The organism is Amycolatopsis sp. cg9, assembly GCF_041346945.1.
In the GTDB taxonomy this organism is placed as follows: domain Bacteria; phylum Actinomycetota; class Actinomycetes; order Mycobacteriales; family Pseudonocardiaceae; genus Amycolatopsis.
Genome location: NZ_CP166850.1, coordinates 3,522,156 through 3,539,638 on the forward strand (window position 1 = coordinate 3,522,156; position 17,483 = coordinate 3,539,638).

At 71.5% G+C, this 17,483-nt stretch carries 21 protein-coding genes; 10 read left to right on the top strand and 11 right to left on the bottom strand.

Going from position 1 to position 17,483, the window contains the following annotated elements; genetic code table 11:
- Positions 1 to 102 precede the first annotated feature (102 nt).
- The 3 genes from AB5J73_RS16985 (at position 103) to AB5J73_RS16995 (ending at position 2,914) form a co-directional block, all read left to right on the top strand.
- Positions 103 to 996, top strand: a complete 894-nt coding sequence (locus AB5J73_RS16985) for an LLM class flavin-dependent oxidoreductase (RefSeq protein ID WP_370970647.1) — start codon at positions 103 to 105, stop codon at positions 994 to 996.
- A 9-nt stretch (positions 997 to 1,005) separates the two neighbouring features.
- Positions 1,006 to 1,458, top strand: coding sequence for a MarR family winged helix-turn-helix transcriptional regulator (locus tag AB5J73_RS16990; RefSeq protein WP_370970648.1), 453 nt, complete (start codon positions 1,006 to 1,008; stop codon positions 1,456 to 1,458).
- 70 nt (positions 1,459 to 1,528) lie between these two features.
- Positions 1,529 to 2,914, top strand: a complete 1,386-nt coding sequence (locus tag AB5J73_RS16995; protein WP_370970650.1) for a hypothetical protein — start codon at positions 1,529 to 1,531, stop codon at positions 2,912 to 2,914.
- Here the strand turns inward: AB5J73_RS16995 and AB5J73_RS17000 are convergent.
- Entirely contained in the window at positions 2,911 to 3,129 is a 219-nt protein-coding gene (locus AB5J73_RS17000; RefSeq protein ID WP_370970652.1) for an acyl-CoA carboxylase subunit epsilon, read from the bottom strand. The two genes, AB5J73_RS16995 and AB5J73_RS17000, sit on opposite strands and share 4 nt — an antisense overlap.
- Positions 3,126 to 4,763, bottom strand: a complete 1,638-nt coding sequence (locus tag AB5J73_RS17005) for an acyl-CoA carboxylase subunit beta (RefSeq protein WP_370970653.1) — start codon at positions 4,761 to 4,763, stop codon at positions 3,126 to 3,128. Before AB5J73_RS17005 ends, AB5J73_RS17000 begins: the two co-directional genes overlap by 4 nt.
- 55 nt (positions 4,764 to 4,818) lie before the next feature.
- Here AB5J73_RS17005 and AB5J73_RS17010 point away from each other — a divergent pair, with 55 nt between their 5' ends.
- Complete coding sequence (locus AB5J73_RS17010) at positions 4,819 to 5,604, top strand: GNAT family N-acetyltransferase (RefSeq protein WP_370970655.1); 786 nt, start codon at positions 4,819 to 4,821, stop codon at positions 5,602 to 5,604.
- Here AB5J73_RS17010 and AB5J73_RS17015 read toward each other — a convergent pair.
- The 5 genes from AB5J73_RS17015 to AB5J73_RS17035 all read right to left on the bottom strand — a co-directional run bounded on the left by AB5J73_RS17015 (position 5,585) and on the right by AB5J73_RS17035 (position 9,405).
- The gene (locus AB5J73_RS17015) at positions 5,585 to 6,286 is read right to left on the bottom strand and encodes a hypothetical protein (protein WP_370970656.1); all 702 of its coding nucleotides are present in this window, start codon (positions 6,284 to 6,286) and stop codon (positions 5,585 to 5,587) included. The genes AB5J73_RS17010 and AB5J73_RS17015 overlap by 20 nt on opposite strands.
- 97 nt (positions 6,287 to 6,383) lie before the next feature.
- A complete protein-coding gene (locus tag AB5J73_RS17020; RefSeq protein WP_370970657.1) occupies positions 6,384 to 7,031 on the bottom strand; it encodes a response regulator in 648 nt (215 codons plus the stop codon).
- Positions 7,028 to 8,131, bottom strand: coding sequence for a sensor histidine kinase (locus tag AB5J73_RS17025; RefSeq protein ID WP_370970658.1), 1,104 nt, complete (start codon positions 8,129 to 8,131; stop codon positions 7,028 to 7,030). Before AB5J73_RS17025 ends, AB5J73_RS17020 begins: the two co-directional genes overlap by 4 nt.
- 34 nt (positions 8,132 to 8,165) lie before the next feature.
- Positions 8,166 to 8,957, bottom strand: a complete 792-nt coding sequence (locus AB5J73_RS17030; RefSeq protein ID WP_370970659.1) for an SRPBCC family protein — start codon at positions 8,955 to 8,957, stop codon at positions 8,166 to 8,168.
- A 31-nt stretch (positions 8,958 to 8,988) separates the two neighbouring features.
- The gene (locus tag AB5J73_RS17035; RefSeq protein ID WP_086857143.1) at positions 8,989 to 9,405 is read right to left on the bottom strand and encodes a MarR family winged helix-turn-helix transcriptional regulator; all 417 of its coding nucleotides are present in this window, start codon (positions 9,403 to 9,405) and stop codon (positions 8,989 to 8,991) included.
- 78 nt (positions 9,406 to 9,483) lie between these two features.
- Between AB5J73_RS17035 and AB5J73_RS17040 the strand changes: the two genes are divergently transcribed.
- Positions 9,484 to 10,047, top strand: coding sequence for a flavodoxin family protein (locus tag AB5J73_RS17040; RefSeq protein WP_370970660.1), 564 nt, complete (start codon positions 9,484 to 9,486; stop codon positions 10,045 to 10,047).
- Here the strand turns inward: AB5J73_RS17040 and AB5J73_RS17045 are convergent.
- Positions 10,044 to 10,616 carry a TetR/AcrR family transcriptional regulator gene (locus tag AB5J73_RS17045; protein ID WP_370970661.1) on the bottom strand — a complete coding sequence of 191 codons (573 nt, stop codon included), beginning with the start codon at positions 10,614 to 10,616 and terminating at the stop codon, positions 10,044 to 10,046. The two genes, AB5J73_RS17040 and AB5J73_RS17045, sit on opposite strands and share 4 nt — an antisense overlap.
- A gap of 73 nt (positions 10,617 to 10,689) precedes the next feature.
- Between AB5J73_RS17045 and AB5J73_RS17050 the strand changes: the two genes are divergently transcribed.
- Positions 10,690 to 11,874: an FAD-dependent monooxygenase gene (locus tag AB5J73_RS17050; RefSeq protein WP_370970662.1), complete on the top strand. Its 1,185-nt coding sequence runs from the start codon at positions 10,690 to 10,692 to the stop codon at positions 11,872 to 11,874.
- Here the strand turns inward: AB5J73_RS17050 and AB5J73_RS17055 are convergent.
- Positions 11,840 to 12,205, bottom strand: a complete 366-nt coding sequence (locus AB5J73_RS17055) for a winged helix-turn-helix transcriptional regulator (RefSeq protein WP_370970663.1) — start codon at positions 12,203 to 12,205, stop codon at positions 11,840 to 11,842. The genes AB5J73_RS17050 and AB5J73_RS17055 overlap by 35 nt on opposite strands.
- 83 nt (positions 12,206 to 12,288) lie before the next feature.
- On the opposite strand from AB5J73_RS17055, the gene AB5J73_RS17060 reads away from it, so the two are divergent.
- Positions 12,289 to 13,146: an NAD(P)-dependent oxidoreductase gene (locus AB5J73_RS17060; RefSeq protein ID WP_370970664.1), complete on the top strand. Its 858-nt coding sequence runs from the start codon at positions 12,289 to 12,291 to the stop codon at positions 13,144 to 13,146.
- Positions 13,143 to 13,892: an SDR family oxidoreductase gene (locus AB5J73_RS17065; RefSeq protein WP_370970665.1), complete on the top strand. Its 750-nt coding sequence runs from the start codon at positions 13,143 to 13,145 to the stop codon at positions 13,890 to 13,892. The genes AB5J73_RS17060 and AB5J73_RS17065 overlap by 4 nt, the downstream gene beginning before the upstream one ends.
- Here the strand turns inward: AB5J73_RS17065 and AB5J73_RS17070 are convergent.
- Positions 13,876 to 14,652 carry an NAD(P)H-dependent oxidoreductase gene (locus tag AB5J73_RS17070; RefSeq protein WP_370970666.1) on the bottom strand — a complete coding sequence of 259 codons (777 nt, stop codon included), beginning with the start codon at positions 14,650 to 14,652 and terminating at the stop codon, positions 13,876 to 13,878. The two genes, AB5J73_RS17065 and AB5J73_RS17070, sit on opposite strands and share 17 nt — an antisense overlap.
- 71 nt (positions 14,653 to 14,723) lie before the next feature.
- On the opposite strand from AB5J73_RS17070, the gene AB5J73_RS17075 reads away from it, so the two are divergent.
- Entirely contained in the window at positions 14,724 to 15,722 is a 999-nt protein-coding gene (locus AB5J73_RS17075; protein WP_370970667.1) for a GlxA family transcriptional regulator, read from the top strand.
- A 19-nt stretch (positions 15,723 to 15,741) separates the two neighbouring features.
- A complete protein-coding gene (locus tag AB5J73_RS17080) occupies positions 15,742 to 16,611 on the top strand; it encodes a transglutaminase domain-containing protein (RefSeq protein ID WP_370970668.1) in 870 nt (289 codons plus the stop codon).
- Here the strand turns inward: AB5J73_RS17080 and AB5J73_RS17085 are convergent.
- Entirely contained in the window at positions 16,568 to 17,467 is a 900-nt protein-coding gene (locus AB5J73_RS17085) for a LysR family transcriptional regulator (RefSeq protein ID WP_370970669.1), read from the bottom strand. The genes AB5J73_RS17080 and AB5J73_RS17085 overlap by 44 nt on opposite strands.
- Between the last annotated feature and the right edge of the window lie 16 nt (positions 17,468 to 17,483).

Here is a 17,483-nt window from a genome sequence, read left to right on the forward strand (position 1 = left end):
GCGAAACCGAATATCCGACCGGCCGCCTGGCGAGCAGGCGGTAGTTCGCGCTAAGAACTATGTATAGTAAGTTCGTAGCACGAACTACCACTGGGAGGAATCATGACGCACTTCGGCATCGGCGTCTCCACCGCGGTCGCCGCCGTCCCGGACACCCTCGACCTCGCCGTCCAGGTCGACCGCGCCGGCCTGGACCTGCTCACCGTCTCCGATCACCCCTACCACGCCGACCGGCTCGACGCGTACGCCGAAATCGGGGTTCTGCTCGGACGCACCGAACGGATCTCCGGCCTGGTCAGCGTCACCAACCTGCCGACGCGCCCGGCGCCGATGCTCGCGCGCGCCATCACCAGCCTGTCCGCGCTCACCGGTGGCCGGATCGTGCTCGGCATGGGGGTCGGCGGTCTCTGGGACGACATCGCGCGGCTCGGGTTCACCAAGCTGACCCCCGGCCAGGCCGTCCGGGCCTTCGAGGAAGGCATCCGGCTCGTCAAGATGCTCGGCGGAGGCGGCGAACCCGTCACCTTCGACGGCGAGTTCCACCAGGTCACGAACCTCGAGCCCGCCGCCGAAGAAATGCCGCCGGTGTGGACCGGGTCCGTCGGGCCGAAGTCCCTGGCCGTCACCGGGCGGGTCGCCGACGGGTGGATGCCCGGTCACGCCGCCGACTGGCTCAGCGAGCGCTTTCGCACCTCGCGGCCGCTGATCGACAAGGCCGCCGCCGACGCCGGGCGCGATCCCGCCGACATCGCCACCGTCTACAACTTCCCCGGCCGCATCACGGCAAAGCCGCTCCCGAAGACCCGCACCGACGACGGGCGCTGGATCGGCGGCTCGCCGGACCAGTGGATCGAGGAGCTGACCGGCGCTGTCCTGGAGCACAACGCTGCCGGATTCGTCCTCTTCGGCCCGGGCGGCAGCACGCCCGACGCGGAGTCCGCCGCGCGGTGGGCCGGCGAGATCGTGCCCGCCGTGCGGGAAGCCGTCGCGAAGTAGGCTGGTGCGATGGGGAAACACGGGGAGGACCTCGGCGTGGTGGCCGGGCTCGTGCGGGCGTCGTTCCTGGTGAACGCCGTCTACGCCGAGTCGGCCCGCGAGTACGGGCTGACCGTGCAGCAGGGCCAGCTGCTGTGCGTGCTGATGGCGCAGCCGTACGGCATGGGCGAGCTCGGCGCGACGCTCGGCCTCGAGAAGTCCAGCCTCACCGGCCTGGTCGACCGCGCAGTCCGGCGCGGGCTCGTCCGCCGCGAACCCGACCCGGACGACCGCCGCGCGGTGCACGTCGTGCTGACCGAGGAGGGGCGCGACCTGGCGGAGGAGTTCTACGCGGCGACGTGCCGGCGCGTGGACGAGCTGGCCTCCGGGCTGCCCGCCCCGGACCGCGACCGGCTCGCGGCGCTGCTGGGCCGGGTCGTGCGGGACAACGAAGTCCCGACCGTGTTCCTGGACGTGGTCTGAACCCGACTTTCGTCGGGCCGCGGCCGGGTGACAGTGGGAGCGCCCAGGTCCCCTTTCGCCGAGGAGCACCATGAAGCGCCTCATCCCCGCCGCCGTCGCCACGCTCGCCGCGGGCCTGCTCGCCGCCGCGCCCGCGCACGCCGCCGCCGTTCACCGCGTCCTGTTCGACAACACCAAAGCCGAGACCGCCGGCAACGCCGATTGGATCGTCGGCACCGCCCAGCCCGACCCGACGGCGCAGAACTCCGCGCCGCAGAAGGAAACCGACTGGACCGGCGCGCTCTCGGCGTGGGGTGTCGCGCTGCAGAAGACCGGGCAGTACAGCATCAAGACGCTGCCGGCCGGCAACACCATCACCTACGGCACCGGCGGCGCGCTCGACCTCCAGAACTTCGACGAATTCGTGCTGCCCGAACCGAACGTCGTGCTGAGCGCGTCCGAAAAGACCGCCGTCATGCGGTTCGTCCAGAACGGCGGCGGGCTGTTCCTGATTTCGGACCACACCGGCAGCGACCGCAACAACGACGGCTGGGACTCCCCGGAGATCATCAACGACCTGATGACGAACAACGGCGTCGACAACACCGACCCGTTCGGGTTCTCGGTCGACCTGAAGAACATCTCCAGCGACCACCCGGTGGCCCTCAGCGACACCACGAACCCCGTGCTCAACGGCGCTTTCGGCACGGTGAAGCACAGCCTGATCGCCAACGGCACGACGTTCACCCTCAAGCCCGCGGACAACGCGAACGTCAAGGGGCTCGCCTACCTGAGCACGTCGTCGCCGGGGAACTCCAACGCCTTCTTCGTGACCAGCACCTTCGGCTCCGGCCGCGTCGCGATCTGGGGTGACAGCTCGCCGGCCGACGACGGCACCGGCCAGTCCGGCAACACGCTCTACAACGGCTGGACGGACTCGACGGCCGACAACGCGGCGCTCGGCCTCAACGCGACGGCGTGGCTCGCGGGCGGCGGCACCACCACGCCGCCGCCGGGCGGGTGCACGGCCGGGCAGCTGCTCGCCAACCCGGGCTTCGAGTCGGGTGCGACGGCGTGGACGGCGTCCGCGAGCGTGATCGGCCAGCACGGCACCGACGAGCCCGCCCGCACCGGGACGTGGAGCGCCTGGCTCGACGGCTACGGCTCGGCGCACACGGACACCGTGAGCCAGACCGTGACGCTGCCGAGCGGGTGTTCGGCGTACACGTTCTCGTTCTGGCTGCACATCGACACGGCGGAGACGGGCACGACCGCGTACGACAAGCTGACGGTCAAGGCGGGCAGCACGACGTTGGCGACGTACACCAACCTCAACGCGGCCGGCGGGTATCAGCAGCGAAGCTTCTCGTTGTCCGCGTACGCGGGCCAGTCCGTGACGCTCAGCTTCAGCGGCGTAGAGGGCTCACAGCTGCAGACGTCCTTCGTCGTCGACGACACCGCCGTCACCGTGAGCTAGCTGGGGAAGCCCGAAGCGCGCCAAGCACCTTCGCCGGGGTGGAGCGGTCTACGCAGCGATGCAGCGTGATCGCCCCACCACGACGTGCGCGGCTTCGGCTTCTCCGGCGCCTTCGCGGCCGACGCCGCGGCGACGACCGCCGTCAGCGCCGCCAGCTCGGCGTCGCTCGGGTTCCCGCGGACCACCCGCAGCAAGGGCCGCTTCTCGTCGCTCACAGCGGGATGTTCCCGTGCTTCTTGGGCGGCAGCGACTCGCGCTTGTTCCGCAGCAGCGACAGCGCCCGCGCGACGTGTCCACGGGTGTGCGCCGGCACGATCACCGAGTCGACGTAGCCGCGCTCGGCCGCCGCGTACGGGTTGAGCAGCGTGTCTTCGTACTCCTGGATCAGTTCGGCGCGCAGCGCGTCGACGTCCTTGCCCTCGTTCGCCGCGTTGGCGAGCGTCTTGCGGTGCACGATGTTCGCCGCGCCCTGGGCGCCCATCACCGCGACCTGCGCGGTCGGCCACGCCAGGTTGATGTCGGCGCCGAGGTGCTTCGAGCCCATGACGTCGTACGCGCCGCCGTACGCCTTGCGCGTGATGATCGTGACCAGCGGGACGGTCGCTTCCGCGTAGGCGTAGATGAGCTTCGCGCCGCGGCGGATGATGCCGTTCCACTCCTGGTCGGTGCCCGGCAGGAAGCCCGGGACGTCGACGAAGGTGAGCACCGGGATGTTGAACGCGTCGCAGGTGCGCACGAACCGCGCGGCCTTCTCGGACGCGTCGATGTCGAGGCAGCCGGCGAACTGCGTCGGCTGGTTGGCGACGACGCCGACGCTCTGGCCGTCGACGCGGCCGAAGCCGACGATGATGTTCGGCGCGAACAGCTCGTGGACCTCGAGGAAGTCCCCGTCGTCGACGACGCGGATGATCACCTCGTGCATGTCGTACGGGGTGTTCGGCGAGTCCGGGATGATCGTGTCCAGCTCGCGGTCGGAGTCCGTCACGTCGTCGAAGAACCCGGCCGGGCTGTCCGACGGCTCGAACACCGGGGCGTCCGACAGGTTGTTCTGCGGCAGGTAGGAGAGCAGTTCCTTGACGTAGGCGATGGCGTCCTCGTCGTCGGAACCGAGGTAGTGCGCGACGCCTGACTTCGTGTTGTGGGTGCGGCCGCCGCCGAGCTCCTCGAAGGTGACGTCCTCGCCGGTGACCGTCTTGACGACGTCCGGGCCGGTGATGAACATCTGCGAGGTCTCGTCGACCATCACGATGAAGTCGGTCAGCGCGGGGGAGTAGACGTGCCCGCCCGCGTTCGCGCCCATGATCAGCGAGATCTGCGGGATGACCCCGGACGCCTTGACGTTGCGGTTGAAGATCTCGCCGTAGAGCCCGAGCGAGACGACGCCTTCCTGGATGCGCGCGCCGCCGCCCTCGTTGATGCCGATGATCGGGCGGCCGGTCTTGATGGCCAGGTCCATGACCTTGACGATCTTCTCGCCGTAGACCTCGCCGAGGCTGCCGCCGAAGACGGTCACGTCCTGGCTGAACACGCAGACCGGGCGGCCGTCGACGGTGCCGTAGCCGGTGACGACGCCGTCACCGTAGGGCCGGTTCTTCTCCTGGCCGAAGTTGGTCGAGCGGTGCCGGGCCAGCTCGTCGAGCTCCACGAACGAGTTCTCGTCGAGCAGCAGCTCGATCCGTTCTCGCGCGGTTTTCTTGCCCTTGGCGTGCTGCTTCTCCACCGCGCGGGCCGAGCCCGCGTGCACCGCCTCGTCGTAGCGGCGGTACAGATCGGCCAGCTTGCCGGCCGTGGTGTGGATGTCCGGTTCATCCTCGGGCGGCGTCCCGAGCGGCTCCGTCGCACTGCTCATGCCACGGGAGCTTAGCTACTTGCCGGTCACTTCGCGTGTGGCGTAGGCAACGTCCATGGACATCCGGACCCTCGGCGTGCCCGACCTGCCCGCCTGCTCCGACCTGGCCGAATCCCGCTCGTGGCCGCGCGAGCCGCCGAAGTGGGCCCTGCTCCACCAGGTCGGGCGCGTGTTCGGGGTGACCGCCCCGGACGGCTCCGGCCTGGCCGCCACCGCGGTCCTGGTGCCGTTCGGCTCGGTGGCGTCGATCTCGATGGTGCTGGTCGCACCCCGCTACGAGCGGCAAGGGCTGGGCCGCGCGATCACGGCGCACGCGGTCGCGGCGGCGGGCGGGGCGGTGGTCTGGCTGCACGCGTCGAAGTCCGGCCGCCCGCTGTACGAGTCGATGGGCTTCGTCGCCGACGGCGGCTGCCAGGGTCACGTGGGTCGATTTGTCGACGACGGCGGCCCGGGTGCGGCGCCGGGGACGGTGTCCGACGTCTTCCGGCTGGACCGCGCGGCTCACGGCGTGGACCGGAGGGCACTGCTGGAGCGGCTGGGAACCCCGTTCGTGGTCGGCGGCGGCTTCGCGTTCGGGACGGACATCGGGCACGTGACGGTGATCGGCCCGGTCGTGGCGGAGACGGCGGAGCAGGCGAAGGCGCTGATCCGCGGGGTGGCGCGGAGGGCGCCGGGGGAAGTCCGGGTGGACCCGGACTTCCGGTTCCCGGCGCTCACGGCGTGGGTCCGGGACCGCGGGCTGGTCCCGGGCGCACTGGCGCCGCGCCTGGTCCTCGGCGGGCGGCCGCTTCCCGGAGACGCGGGGAAGCGGTTCGCCCCGTTCACCCGGGCGGTGGGTTAGCGGGCACTTCCGCCGGGGGTGCGGTGGTTCCCGTGATCGCGGCCTGCTCGGCACCGGTGATGGCGAATTCGATCGTTTTCGCGATCCAGTACGCGCTGAACACCCAGAGTCCGGCCGCTTCCACCCAGAAGAGGTTGACCCAACCCGCCCAGTCGAAAAGGCCGACCAAGGCGGGCAGCCCGATCATCAGCCAGCCGATGGTCCGGTACGCGACGCGGAAGATCTTCTGCTTTCCCGGCGGGAGCAGCCCCAAGGTTTTCTTCGCGCAGAGAATCGCGGTCAAGCCGATGCAGCCGAAGGTGATGATCGCGAAGATCGCGTGGCCGGCCGGGAAGGTGAAATCGGCGGGCGGCCTGCCCTCCGGCACCGCGCACGGCAGCATGGCGACCAGGATCGCGCTGACCCCCGCGATGTTCAGCAGCCAGTTCTCGAGCGGGGTGAAGATCTTGTACAGGATCATGAAGGTCCCCGTGGTGACCAGGGCGCCGACGAACACGTCCCGCAGCGGCGTGTGGTAGTAACCGCTGATCGAATCCGGCTGTGCGCCGGAATCGGCCAGCGGGCCGACGATCCAGAGGAAAAAGGGCAGGAGAAAGGCGATTCCCGCCATTCCCCAACGCAGCGCGAAGTACGTTTTGGCGATGTAGGTCCGCAGGGTTTCGCTGTTCGGTGGAATGTTCATGGCCGGCACCTCGGAATCTCGTGTGCCGGTGAGTCGCCCGCGGCGCGGCCGCGGTTACGTCGTTTTCTCCGTTGACAGCCGAACGGAAACACTCCCGTTACTGCGCTGTAGGCCGGATCAATCCCGATTCGTACGCCGCGATCACCAGCTGCGCCCGGTCCCGCGCCGCCAGTTTGTGCAGCAGCCGTCCGATGTGGGTCTTCACTGTCGCGATCCCCAGGTGCAGGCGCGCGGCGATTTCGTCGTTCGACAGCCCCCGTGCGATCAGCGTCAGCACCTCCTGTTCCCGCGCCGTCACGCCGGCCAAGCGGGTCACCGGGCCTGTCGGCAGCCGGGCGAACTCCGCGACCAGGCGGCGGGTCACCGAGGGGGCCAGCAGCGCGTCGCCGGCCGCCACCACGTCGATCGCCGCCAGGAGGTCCGCCGGGCGGGTGTCCTTGAGCAGGAAGCCGCTCGCGCCCGCGCGCAGGGCCGCGTAGACGTACTCGTCCAGGTCGAACGTCGTCAGCATCAGCACCCGGACGTCGGTCTCCGCGCAGATCCGGCGGGTCGCCTCGATGCCGTCCAGCTCCGGCATCCGGACGTCCATGAGCACGACGTCCGGCTGTTCGCGCCGCGTCAACGCGATCGCTTCGACGCCGTCGGACGCCTCGCCGACGACCTCCAGGCCCGGGGCGCTGTCGACCAGGACCCGGAAGCTGCCGCGCAGCAGCGCCTGGTCGTCGGCGATCAGGACGCGGGTCACCGGGCCACCGCCGGCTCGTAGGGCAGCCGCGCGAAGACGCGGAAGCCGTCGCCGGACGGGCCCGCGGCGAACTCGCCGCCGTAGACGGCCACGCGTTCGCGCATCCCGATCAGGCCGTGGCCCGGGGTCGCGACGCCGCCGCGGCCGTCGTCGCGGACTTCGATGCCGACCTCGCCGTCGCCGCCCGTCACGCGGATCCGGCACGTCGTCGCGGCCGCGTGCTTGACCACGTTGGTCAGCGCCTCCTGCACGATCCGGTACACCGACTGGCCGACGCCGCCGGGCAGTTCGTCGAGGTCCTCGACGGCGAGGTCGACGGCGAGGCCCGTCACCTGCGCGCGGTCGGCGAGCGCGCGCAGGTCGGCGAGCGTCGGCGCGGGCGCCAGTGCCGGGACGCCGGTGCCGTCGCGCAGCACGCCCAGCACGCGCCGCAGCTCGGCCAGCGTCTCGCGGCTCGTGTCTTCGATGACCCGCAACGCTTCCCGAGCCTGGTCGGGTTGTTCGAGGGCGACGTGGTTGCCGACCGCCGCCTTCACCGCGATCAGGCTCATGCTGTGCGCGACGACGTCGTGCATCTCGCGCGCGATCCGCAGCCGTTCCGCGGAAACCGCTTCCCGCGCGTGGTTTTCCCGCTCGATCGCGGCGTACTCGCGGCGGCCGTGGACGGCGATGCCGAGCGCGAACCCGACGATCAGCGCCGACGCCCCGAAGTTCACCGTCGTCGCGGTGCTCGGGTTCGGCACCACGATGCCGAGCAGGCCGATCCCGAGCAGCCCGGCCGCGAACCCGATCCGCGAGGCGCGGCTGCCGCGGTGCACGACGAACGTGTACAGCGCGCACCCGGCGGACACCACGGCGATCGCCAGCACCGGCCCGCCGATCGGGATCGCCGCCGCGGTCAGCACCAGGGAAAAGACGTAGGCGGGCCGCGGCCACCAGCGCCGCAGCAGGATCGGGGTGACGCTCGTCAGCAGGATCGCCCAGCCGAGCCAGGCGGGCAGCCACGGCGGCAGCGCCCACGCGCCGGCGGCGAGGTTGCCGCCGGCGCCGATCGCCAGCACGAGGACCGCCAGCACGTCGAGAACCACGCGGATGCGCATGAACCGAACGTAACGCCGACCCCGGCGGCGCGCGTCAACCCTGGGTCGGACGCTCCGCGTAGTGCTTCCGCACGGCCTCGACGCGGTCCGGCGGCCAGTCCGGCAGGGCGACGTCGTGGGTGGCGGCGAACAGCTTGTCGAGCTGTTCGTGCCGCCGGGTCAGCTGGGCGGCGACGTCGGCTTCGGGCGGCTCGGTCAACTCGACGCGGGTGCCGTCCCGGGGATCCTGGACGACCGCCCAGCCGGGTTCGTCCGGCAGCAGCGCCCGGACTTCGGCCACCGGCTTCCAGACCAGGTCGCGGCGGAAGCGGATGGTGCCGTCGGCGAGGACCTCGCCCTCGCCGAGGCCGAATTCCGCCACGTAGGACGCCATCCGGTCGTGCCATTCCCGTGGCTGCTCGAAGTCCCGCCCGGCCAGGCGCGCGTCGAGGGCGTCGAGGCAGACGTCCCAGCCGGCGGCGTTGCGGCCCGCGGCGAGCTTCGCGATGGCCGGGTCGCCGCGGCCGAAGGTGTGCGTGAACTCCAGGAGGCTGCCTTCGCCGTCGGGGGAGATCAGCCAGCGCAGGGTGTCGTCGTTCCAGACGAAGGTGAACTCGCGCGGCGGGTCGGCCGTCACGACCCGCCCGGTCGTCGAGGTGTCCTCGCCGGGGAAGGTGAACCGGATCGCACCGCCGTCGCGCAGTTCGACGTCGACCTTCGCCGGGAACCAGTGCTCGAGCTCGGCCGGGTCCGTGATGGCCCGCCACACCTTCTCGGGTGCGTGCTTCAGCCGGCGTTCCAGCCTGAGCACCGGGCGTTCCTCGACGGTCTGCAGTTTCGCGGGCATGCCCGTATATAACCACCGAGGCATATACGGGTCAAGCGCCGCGGACGGCGGCGACCGCGCCGGCGAGCTCCGGGTCGCTCGCAGCCTTGTCGAGCGCCGTGCGCAGCACCGCGCAGTACGTCGGCTCGGTTTCGGCGTAGCGCTTGCGGCCGGCGTCGGTGATCACCGAGTAGACGCCGCGGCGGTCGTCCTCGCACAGGTCGCGGATGGTCAGGCCGGCGTCCTCGAGGCGGGCGCACATCCGGCTGACCGAGCTCTGGTTGAGCCCGATCGCGTCCGCGAGTTCCTGCATCCGCAGTCCGCCGCGCGGCCCGGCGACCAGCTTGCCGAGCGCGCGGTACTCGGACAGGCCGAGCCCGTGGCGCCGCTGCAGGGCCTTCGCGAGGTCCTGCTCAATCCGGGCGTGCAGCACGAGTACGCGTCCCCACGCCTGTTCGTCGACGGTCATTTCGCGCCTCCTCTTGACGTCAGGATAGTCCATGGGCAGTCTTTATATGTACATGCAAGTAACTGGAGGGGTTCCGAGATGAGTGACCGCAGCTTCCTGTTCCTGGTGGGTGCCGCGCGGGCCGGCGGCAACACGGAGATGCTGGCCCGGCGGGCGGCGAAGGAACTGCCCAAGGACGTCGAGCAGCGGTGGATCCGGCTGCCCGAGGTGCCGCTGCCGCCGTTCGAAGACCGCCGCCACGGCGCCGGTTCGCACCCCGAGCCGGGTGAGAACGAGCAGCTGCTGATGGACGCGACCTTCGCCGCGACCGACATCGTGGTCGTGTCGCCGGTGTACTGGTACTCGGTCGCGGCGAGCGTGAAGCTCTACCTCGACTACTGGTCCGGGTGGATGCGCCTGCCGGTGGAGTTCAAGCCGCGGATGCGCGGGAAGTCGTTGTGGGGCGTCAGCGTGCTGAGCGAGACCGCGCGCGAGGCCCAGCCGCTGATCGGCACGCTGGAACTCTGCGCGGAGTACCTGGGCATGAACTGGGGCGGGGTGCTGCTCGGCAACGGCAGCCGCCCCGGCGACGTGCTGCTGGACGAAGCCGCGATGGCGGCCGCGCCGGCGTTCTTCGCCGGCGCGGACCTGGTCACCGCCTAGTCCAGGACGGCCTGCGCGATCCGGCGCAGGCCGTCGATCAGGTCGGCGCCCGACGGCGCGTGGTCCGGGTCGATCAGCCACTGGAGCATCACGCCCGAGAGCAGGGCCTGGTGCACGGTGCCGGCGGCCCGGGCCGCGTCGCTGCCGTCGTCGAGGCCCTGGAAGAGGTTCGCCAGGCCGTGGCGGGCCAGCTCGAGCGCGTTCGCCAGTTGCGCCCGCACGGCCTCGTCGAGATCCGGCTGCGAGTACGCCTCGAACGTCATCGCCCACATCCGGCGGTGTTCCGGGAACGACTCGATGACCCGCTGCCAGATCAGCTCGAACCGCTCGGCCGGCGACGCGTCCGCGGGTGTCCCGGCCTGCAGCGTCTTCGCGAGGGTTTCGCCCCACTCCTCGTTCGCCTCGATCAGGGCCGCGTTGAGCAGCGCCTCGCGCGAGCCGAAGTGGTACCCGATCGCGGCCATGCTCACGTCCGCCGCCGAGGCCAGGTCCCGGACGGTCGTGCGGGCGTAGCCCTTCTCGTTCAGGCACTGCTTCGCGCCGGTCAGGAGCGCTTCCCGGTTTCCCATGCCGCCAGCCTAGCACGAACGCCTTAGGCGATCGCCTTGCGCGATCGCCCAAATCGGGGTTACCGTTCCCGGCATGCCGAACAACCGAGTCCTCATCTCCGGCGCGAGCGTCGCCGGCCCCGCCCTCGCCTTCTGGCTCCGCCGGTACGGCTTCACGCCGACGGTCGTCGAACGCGCCCCCGAGCTGCGTGACGGCGGCTACGCGGTCGACTTCCGCGGTGCGTCGCTGGAAGTCCTCGACCGCATGGGCCTGCTCGGCGCGGTCGAGGCGGCCGCGACGCGGATGGGCGAAGTGACCTATGTGGACGGTGCGGACCGGCCGCTGGTCGTCACGCCCGCGACCTACCAGAGCGGCGAACTGGAGATCCTGCGCGGCGACCTCTCGCGCATCCTGTACGACGCGACGAAGGACGACGTCGAGTACGTCTTCGGCGACTCGATCACCGGCATCACCGAGCACGGTGCCGGGGTCACGGTGACCTTCGCCCACGGCGAGCCGCGCGAGTTCGACCTGGTCGTCGGTGCCGACGGGCTGCACTCGAACGTGCGCTCGCTCGTCCTCGGCGACGAGCGGCGGTTCCGCCACGACCTCGGCTACTACGTCTCGATCTGCACCGTGCCCAACCACCTCGGGCTCGACCACGTGGGCCGGTTCTACAACGAGCCCAACCGCACGGTCGGGGTGTACAGCGCGCGGGACAACACCGAGGCCAAGGCCCTGTTCTGGTTCGGCGCCGACCGGCTCGACCACGACCACCGCGACGCCGGGCAGCAACGCCGGATCGTCGAGGAGCGCTTCGCCGGCGTCGGCTGGGAGACGCCCGCGCTGCTCGAGGCCATGCGCACGGCGCCGGACTTCTACTTCGACTCGGCGAGCCAGATCAAGCTCGACTCGTACGCGCGCGGCCGCGTCGCGCTGGTCGGCGACGCCGCCTACTGTGCCGCGCCCCTCTCGGGGATGGGCACGAGCCTGGCGGTCGTCGGCGCCTACGTGCTGGCGGGCGAGCTGGCTTCGGCGTCGTACGAAACGGCGTTCGCCGACTACGAAAGGGAAATGCGGCCCTTCGTCGACGCGTGCCAGAAACTGGCCGAGGGCAACGGGAAGTGGTTCGTCCCGCCGACGCGCGCGTGGCTGAAGTTCCGCAACCTGAACTACCGGCTGCTGCCGTACCTGCCGTGGCGCAAGCTGATCGAGGAGCTGCCGCTCAAGGCGGGCAACGCGATCACGCTGAAGCGGTATGCGGGGGCGCCGGTGTGACGCCGCGGCGCTTCGCGATGCCGGCCATGTTCTCCTCGCCCCAGTCGCCCAGCGGCAGCAACGCGGTGTTCAGCCGCTGACCCAGCTCGGTCAGCGAGTACTCGACCTTCGGCGGGATCTCGTGGAACACCTCGCGGTGCACCACCTCGTCCGCCTCCAGTTCCCGCAGCGCCTGGATGAGCATCTTCTCGCTGATCCCGCTGACTTTCCGCTTCAGCTCGCCGAACCGCAGCGGCTCGGCGTGCAGTGCCCACAGGATCAGGGCCTTCCAGCGCCCGCCGATCACGTCGACGGCCGCGTCCAGGCCGCAGCGGTAGGTTCGAGGCTGCATGCAGGATCCTTACGTTTTGGTGGGTACCTGACTTATTAGTCGGTACTTGTCCAGTGTAAAGCGCTGCCCGCAGCATGGAACCCATGGGAGAAAGCAAGAAACAGGTGGGCGTGCTCGGCCTGGGGCGGATGGGCGCCGCCCTCGCCGGCGCGCTGCTGGGGGCGGGGCACGACGTCTCGGTGTGGAACCGGTCGCCGCTCAAGGCGGGTCCGCTGCTCGACCGCGGCGCCCGGCTCGCGGCCACGCCGGCGGAGGCGGCATCGGCGGACGTCGTCGTCAGCTGTCTGTCCACATACGACACCCAGCAGCCGGTCCTCGACGCGGCCGCGTTGCGGGGCCGGACGCTGGTGAACTTGACGTCCGGGACGCCGGAACAGGCCCGTGGCGCCGCGAAGTGGGCGGCCTCGGAAGGCGTCGACTACGTGGACGGCGTCATCATGGCGGTGCCGCAGGGCATCGGGACACCCGGCGCGCGAATCCTCTACAGCGGCTCGGAAGCCGCGTTCGCGGCGCAGCGGAACGTCCTGGAAGTGCTGGGAGAACCGGTGTTCCTCGGCGAGGACGCCGGACTGGCGGCCCTGTACGACTTGGCGCTGCTCGGGATGATGTGGTCGGCGATGGGTGGCTACCTCCACGCGCTCGCCCTGGTCGGCAGCGAAGGCGTCACGCCGGGGGAGTTCACACCGATGGCCCTGGACTGGCTGTCGTCGGTCGGCGGGTTCCTGACCGGCATCGGCGCGCAGGTGGCCAGCGGCGACTACGAGACCGACGTGTCCGCGTTGGACATCAACGCGGCCGGGCTCGGCCTGCTCGTCGAGACGAGCCGTTCGCAAGGGATCAGCACGGAGGTGCCCGCGGCGTTGCGGGCGTTGTTCGACCGCGCGGTGGCGGCGGGCCACGGCGCGCACGCGATCGCGAGCGTCATCGAGGAGATCCGGTGAAGTACCTGGGGAAGAAGGCCGTCGTCGCCGGCGGCACGCACGGCATGGGCCTGGCGGTGGTGCGCGCCCTGCTCGACGGCGGCGCCGAGGTACTGCTGACCGGCCGGGACGTCTCGCCGCTGGCGGGGAAGCTGCCGGGCAAGGCGCACCTGCTGTCGTCGGACGCGGCCCGCCTGACCGACGTCGACGAGCTCGCCGCGGTCGCCGCTTCGGCGCTCGGCGAAGTGGACCTGGTGTTCCTCAACGTCGGCTTCTCGACGCTGACGCCGTACGAAGCGGCGACGCCCGAGGTCTACGACCGCACCTTCGACGTCAACACCAAGGGCGCGTACTTCACGGCGCAGCGCCTGGCCCCGCTGGTGCGCCCCGGCGGCTCGTTCGTCTTCACGACGTCGGTCGCGGCCGGGGCCGGGATCGCCGGGATGGGCCTGTACTCGGCGGCGAAGGCCGCGGTGCGCTCGTTCGCGCGCACCTACGCGGCCGAGCTGGCGCCGCGCGGGATCCGGGTCAACGTGGTCAGCCCGGGCTACACGGACACGCCGACGATGGGCGTCACCGGCGTCCCGGCCGAGGTGCTGGCGGAGTTCAAGACCCACGGTGACGAGATCACGCCGTTGAAGCGCCACGCGACGGCCGAGGAGGTGGCGGCGGCGGTGCTGTTCCTGGCCTTCGAGGCGACGTTCACCACCGGCGCCGACCTCCCCGTCGACGGCGGTCTCGGCCAGCGCCTCACCCTGCCCGCGTGAGGTGGACGTCCAGGCCGGTGGTGCCCGGCGCGCGATCGGGGCGGAGGACGAGGTCGTCGTCGTAGTCGCCGCCGTTCTGCGTGCGGAACGGGATGGGCTCGGTCGTTCCCAGTGCGCTGAGGCGGCTTCGCAGTAGTTCGCGGGCTTCGGCGAACTCCACGTCGGACACCCGGTCGGCGCCGAAGACCGGAACGGGCGGCAGCACGGACATCCCGGCGTAGAACAAGGTCCCGTGGTGCAGCGGGAACAGGACGTCGGCCAGCGCGCCGTTCACCCCGCGCGGCCCCATGGCCGGTTCGCGGGCACCCGCGGTGAGCACCACCACCGCGCGCTTGCCCGCGAGCCGGCCTTCGCCGTAGCGCAGCGTCCGCCCGTCCTCGCCGCGGACGCCGTAGCCGAAGCCCTTCACGAAAACGCGGTCGAACCAGCCCTTCAGGATCGCCGGCAGGCCGTACCACCACAGCGGGAACTGCACGACGACGGCGTCCGCCCAGCTCAGCTTTTCCTGCTCGGCGACGATGTCCGCGCTCAGCTCGCCCCGCGCGTGCGCACGGGCCGACGTCGCCCCGACGACCAGCCGCTCGTCCCCGGCCTCGGCCCTGAAGTCGGCGGCGTCGACCACGGGGTTCCACTTCATCGCGTACAGATCCGACTCCCGGACGTCGTGCCCGAGTGCCTGGAGCGTCCGGACGCCGTCGTCGCGGAGGGCCCCGCTCAGCGAGCGCGGCTCGGGATGCGCGAAAACCCACAAGACGTTCATGACCTCGATGATCGAGCTCGCCGGCGCCGCTTTCGAGTGGCCCGATGGCCAACCTGTGCAAGAATCGGGCCATGGCCGAATTCGTGCACCCGAACCGCCACCACATCGCCGTCCTGGTCCGCCACGGCATGCTCGTGATGGAGCTGGGCATCGTCCACCGGCTGTTCGGCCAGGCGCGTTCGGCGTCGGGCGAGCCGCTGTACGAGGTCGTGACCTGCACGCTCGAGCCCGGCCCGGTGCGCACCGACTCGGACGTCACCATCCCGGTCGACCGCGGCCCCGAGGTGCTGGCCGAGGCGGACACGGTGATCGTCCCCGCGTCCCTGGCCGAGTACGAGCCGATGGCCCGCGTGCTGACCCCGCCGCTCAAGGCCGCGCTCGCCCGCATCCCGGAGCACGCGCGGATCGCGTCGATCTGCACCGGCGCGTTCGTGCTCGCCGCGGCCGGGCTCCTCGACGGCCGCCCGGCCACCACCCACTGGCGCTCCGCCGAGGAGCTGCAGGACCGGTTCCCCGAGGTCGACGTCGACCCCTGCGTGCTCTACACCGACGACGGCGACGTCCTGACCTCGGCGGGCGTCGCCGCCGGCATCGACCTGGTGCTGCACATGATCCGCCGCGACCACGGCGCGGCCGTGGCCAACGAGGTCGCCCGCGGCACGGTCGTCTCCCCGCACCGCGAAGGCGGCCAGGCCCAGTTCGTCCGCCGCCTGGTCCCCGAGCCGCGCACGTCGTCGACGAAGGAAGCCCGGGCGTGGGCACTGGAAAACCTGCACCGGCCGCTGACCCTGCGCGAACTCGCCGCCCGCGAGGCGATGAGCACCCGTACGTTCACCCGCCGCTTCCGCGAAGAAGTCGGCATCTCGGCCCTGCAGTGGCTGACCCAGCAACGCGTCGAGCGCGCCCGCCAGCTCCTCGAGGAAACCGACCTCGCGGTCGACCGCGTCGCCACCGAAGCCGGCTTCGGCACGGCGGCGTCCCTGCGCCAGCACTTCCAAGCGGCCCTCGGGGTGTCGCCGAGCGCGTACCGCACGACGTTCCGCGGCGAACTGGCCACGCAGGCCGGGTAAATCCCGCTAGCGTCGGCGCATGGACGACTGCTACGTCAGCCACAGCCGGTTCTCGGACCCGGGCGCGCAGGCGTCCTGGCTCGACGCGGCTCCCCGGGACGTCGCCGCCATGCGCGAGGCCGCGTACCAGCTCGTGTTCCACTACTGGGCCCACGGCGACATCACGCAGCACGGGTTTCCGGCGTCACGCCGCGAAGAGATCACCCTGCGCTACGCGTCGGACATGTTCGCGTGCCTGCGCGAACTCGACCCGGCGCCACCCGGCGGCCCGCGCCCGCCGCTGCACCGGATCGTCGGCTGCTGCCGCGACTACACCCTCCTGTTCGTCTCGATGGCCCGCCACCACGGCATCCCGGCCCGCGCCCGCGTCGGCTTCGCCGGCTACCTGATGCCCGGCTGGTACCTCGACCACGTCGTCGCCGAAGTCCACGACGGCGCCGGCTGGCACCTGGTCGAGCCGGGCTTCGGCGAGCCGGGCGACGTCGGCTTCGACCTCCTCGACGTCCCCCGCGACCAGTTCCTGACCGGCGCCGACGCGTGGACGGCGGCCCGCGCGGGCGACCTCGACCCCGCCCGGCTGGTCGTCTCCCCGGACCTGGACGCGCCGTTCCTGCGCGGCCTCCCGTACGCGCGGCACAACCTCGTGCTCGACCTCGCCGCGCTCAACAAGCACGAGATGCTCCAGTGGGACCTCTGGGGCGACCTCGACACCGCCCCCGAGCTCGGCCCGGCGGCCCTCGCCCGCACCGACGAGCTGGCCGAGCTGATCGCCGACGCGGACGTCGATCAGCTTCGGGTCGCGTTCGAGGCCGACGACGTCCGGGTGCCGCCGGTCATTCGTTCGCTTACCCCGCCGGCACAGCTCCCGGTCGAGGTCGTGCTTCGCTGATCTCGACGGCGGTCCGCACGAACCGCGCGATCCGCAGGTCACGCGCGGTGGCCGCCCAGGCGAGCGCGAGCGCGTACGGCGTCGCGTCCACCACCGGCCGGTAGACGACGTCGTTCCGCGACCGCAGGTCGGCCACGGACGCCGGCAGCAGCGCGATCGCCTGCCCGAGCGCGACGGTCTCCAGCAGCTGGGCGCTGTCGCGCACCACGGGCCCCGGCGTCACCGGCCCGCCGGTGACGTCCTGCCCCGACCAGTACGCCCGCTCCGCGGCGGACGAACCCGGCCAGAACGGCGTGGCCCGCCCGGCGAAGTCGGCGCAGGTCAGCACCGAGCGCCGAGCCAGCTCATGCCCCGAAGGCAACGCGGCGACCCGCGGCTCGCTGACGAGCACCTCGACGTCCAGCCCGTCGTGGTCACCCGGGCAGCCGAGCACGGCCACGTCGGCCTGACCATCGCGCAGCAGGTCAGCTTGCTCGCCGAACCCGCTGACCCGGATCTCCACCGGATCCGGGTGCGCGTCGGCGATCCGCCGCAGCAGATCGGTCGCGACCCCGGGCTTCGCGGTGACGACGAGCGCCGGCATCCGCTGCCCCGCCCGCCGGGTCCGCCGCACCGCCGCGGCGACGGCGTCCAGCGCCTTCGCGGACTCGACGAACAGGACGTCCCCGGCCGGCGTCAGCGCCACGTGCCGGCTGGTCCGTTCGAAGAGCTGCACGCCGAGCCGCCGCTCCAGCAACCGGATCGCCCGCGACAGCGGCGGCTGCGCCATCCCGAGCCGCTCGGCGGCGCGGGAGAAGTTCAGCTCCTCGGCGACCGCGCGGAAATAGCGCAGCTCACGGACCTCGACATCGTCCATACCGGGAGGGTATCGC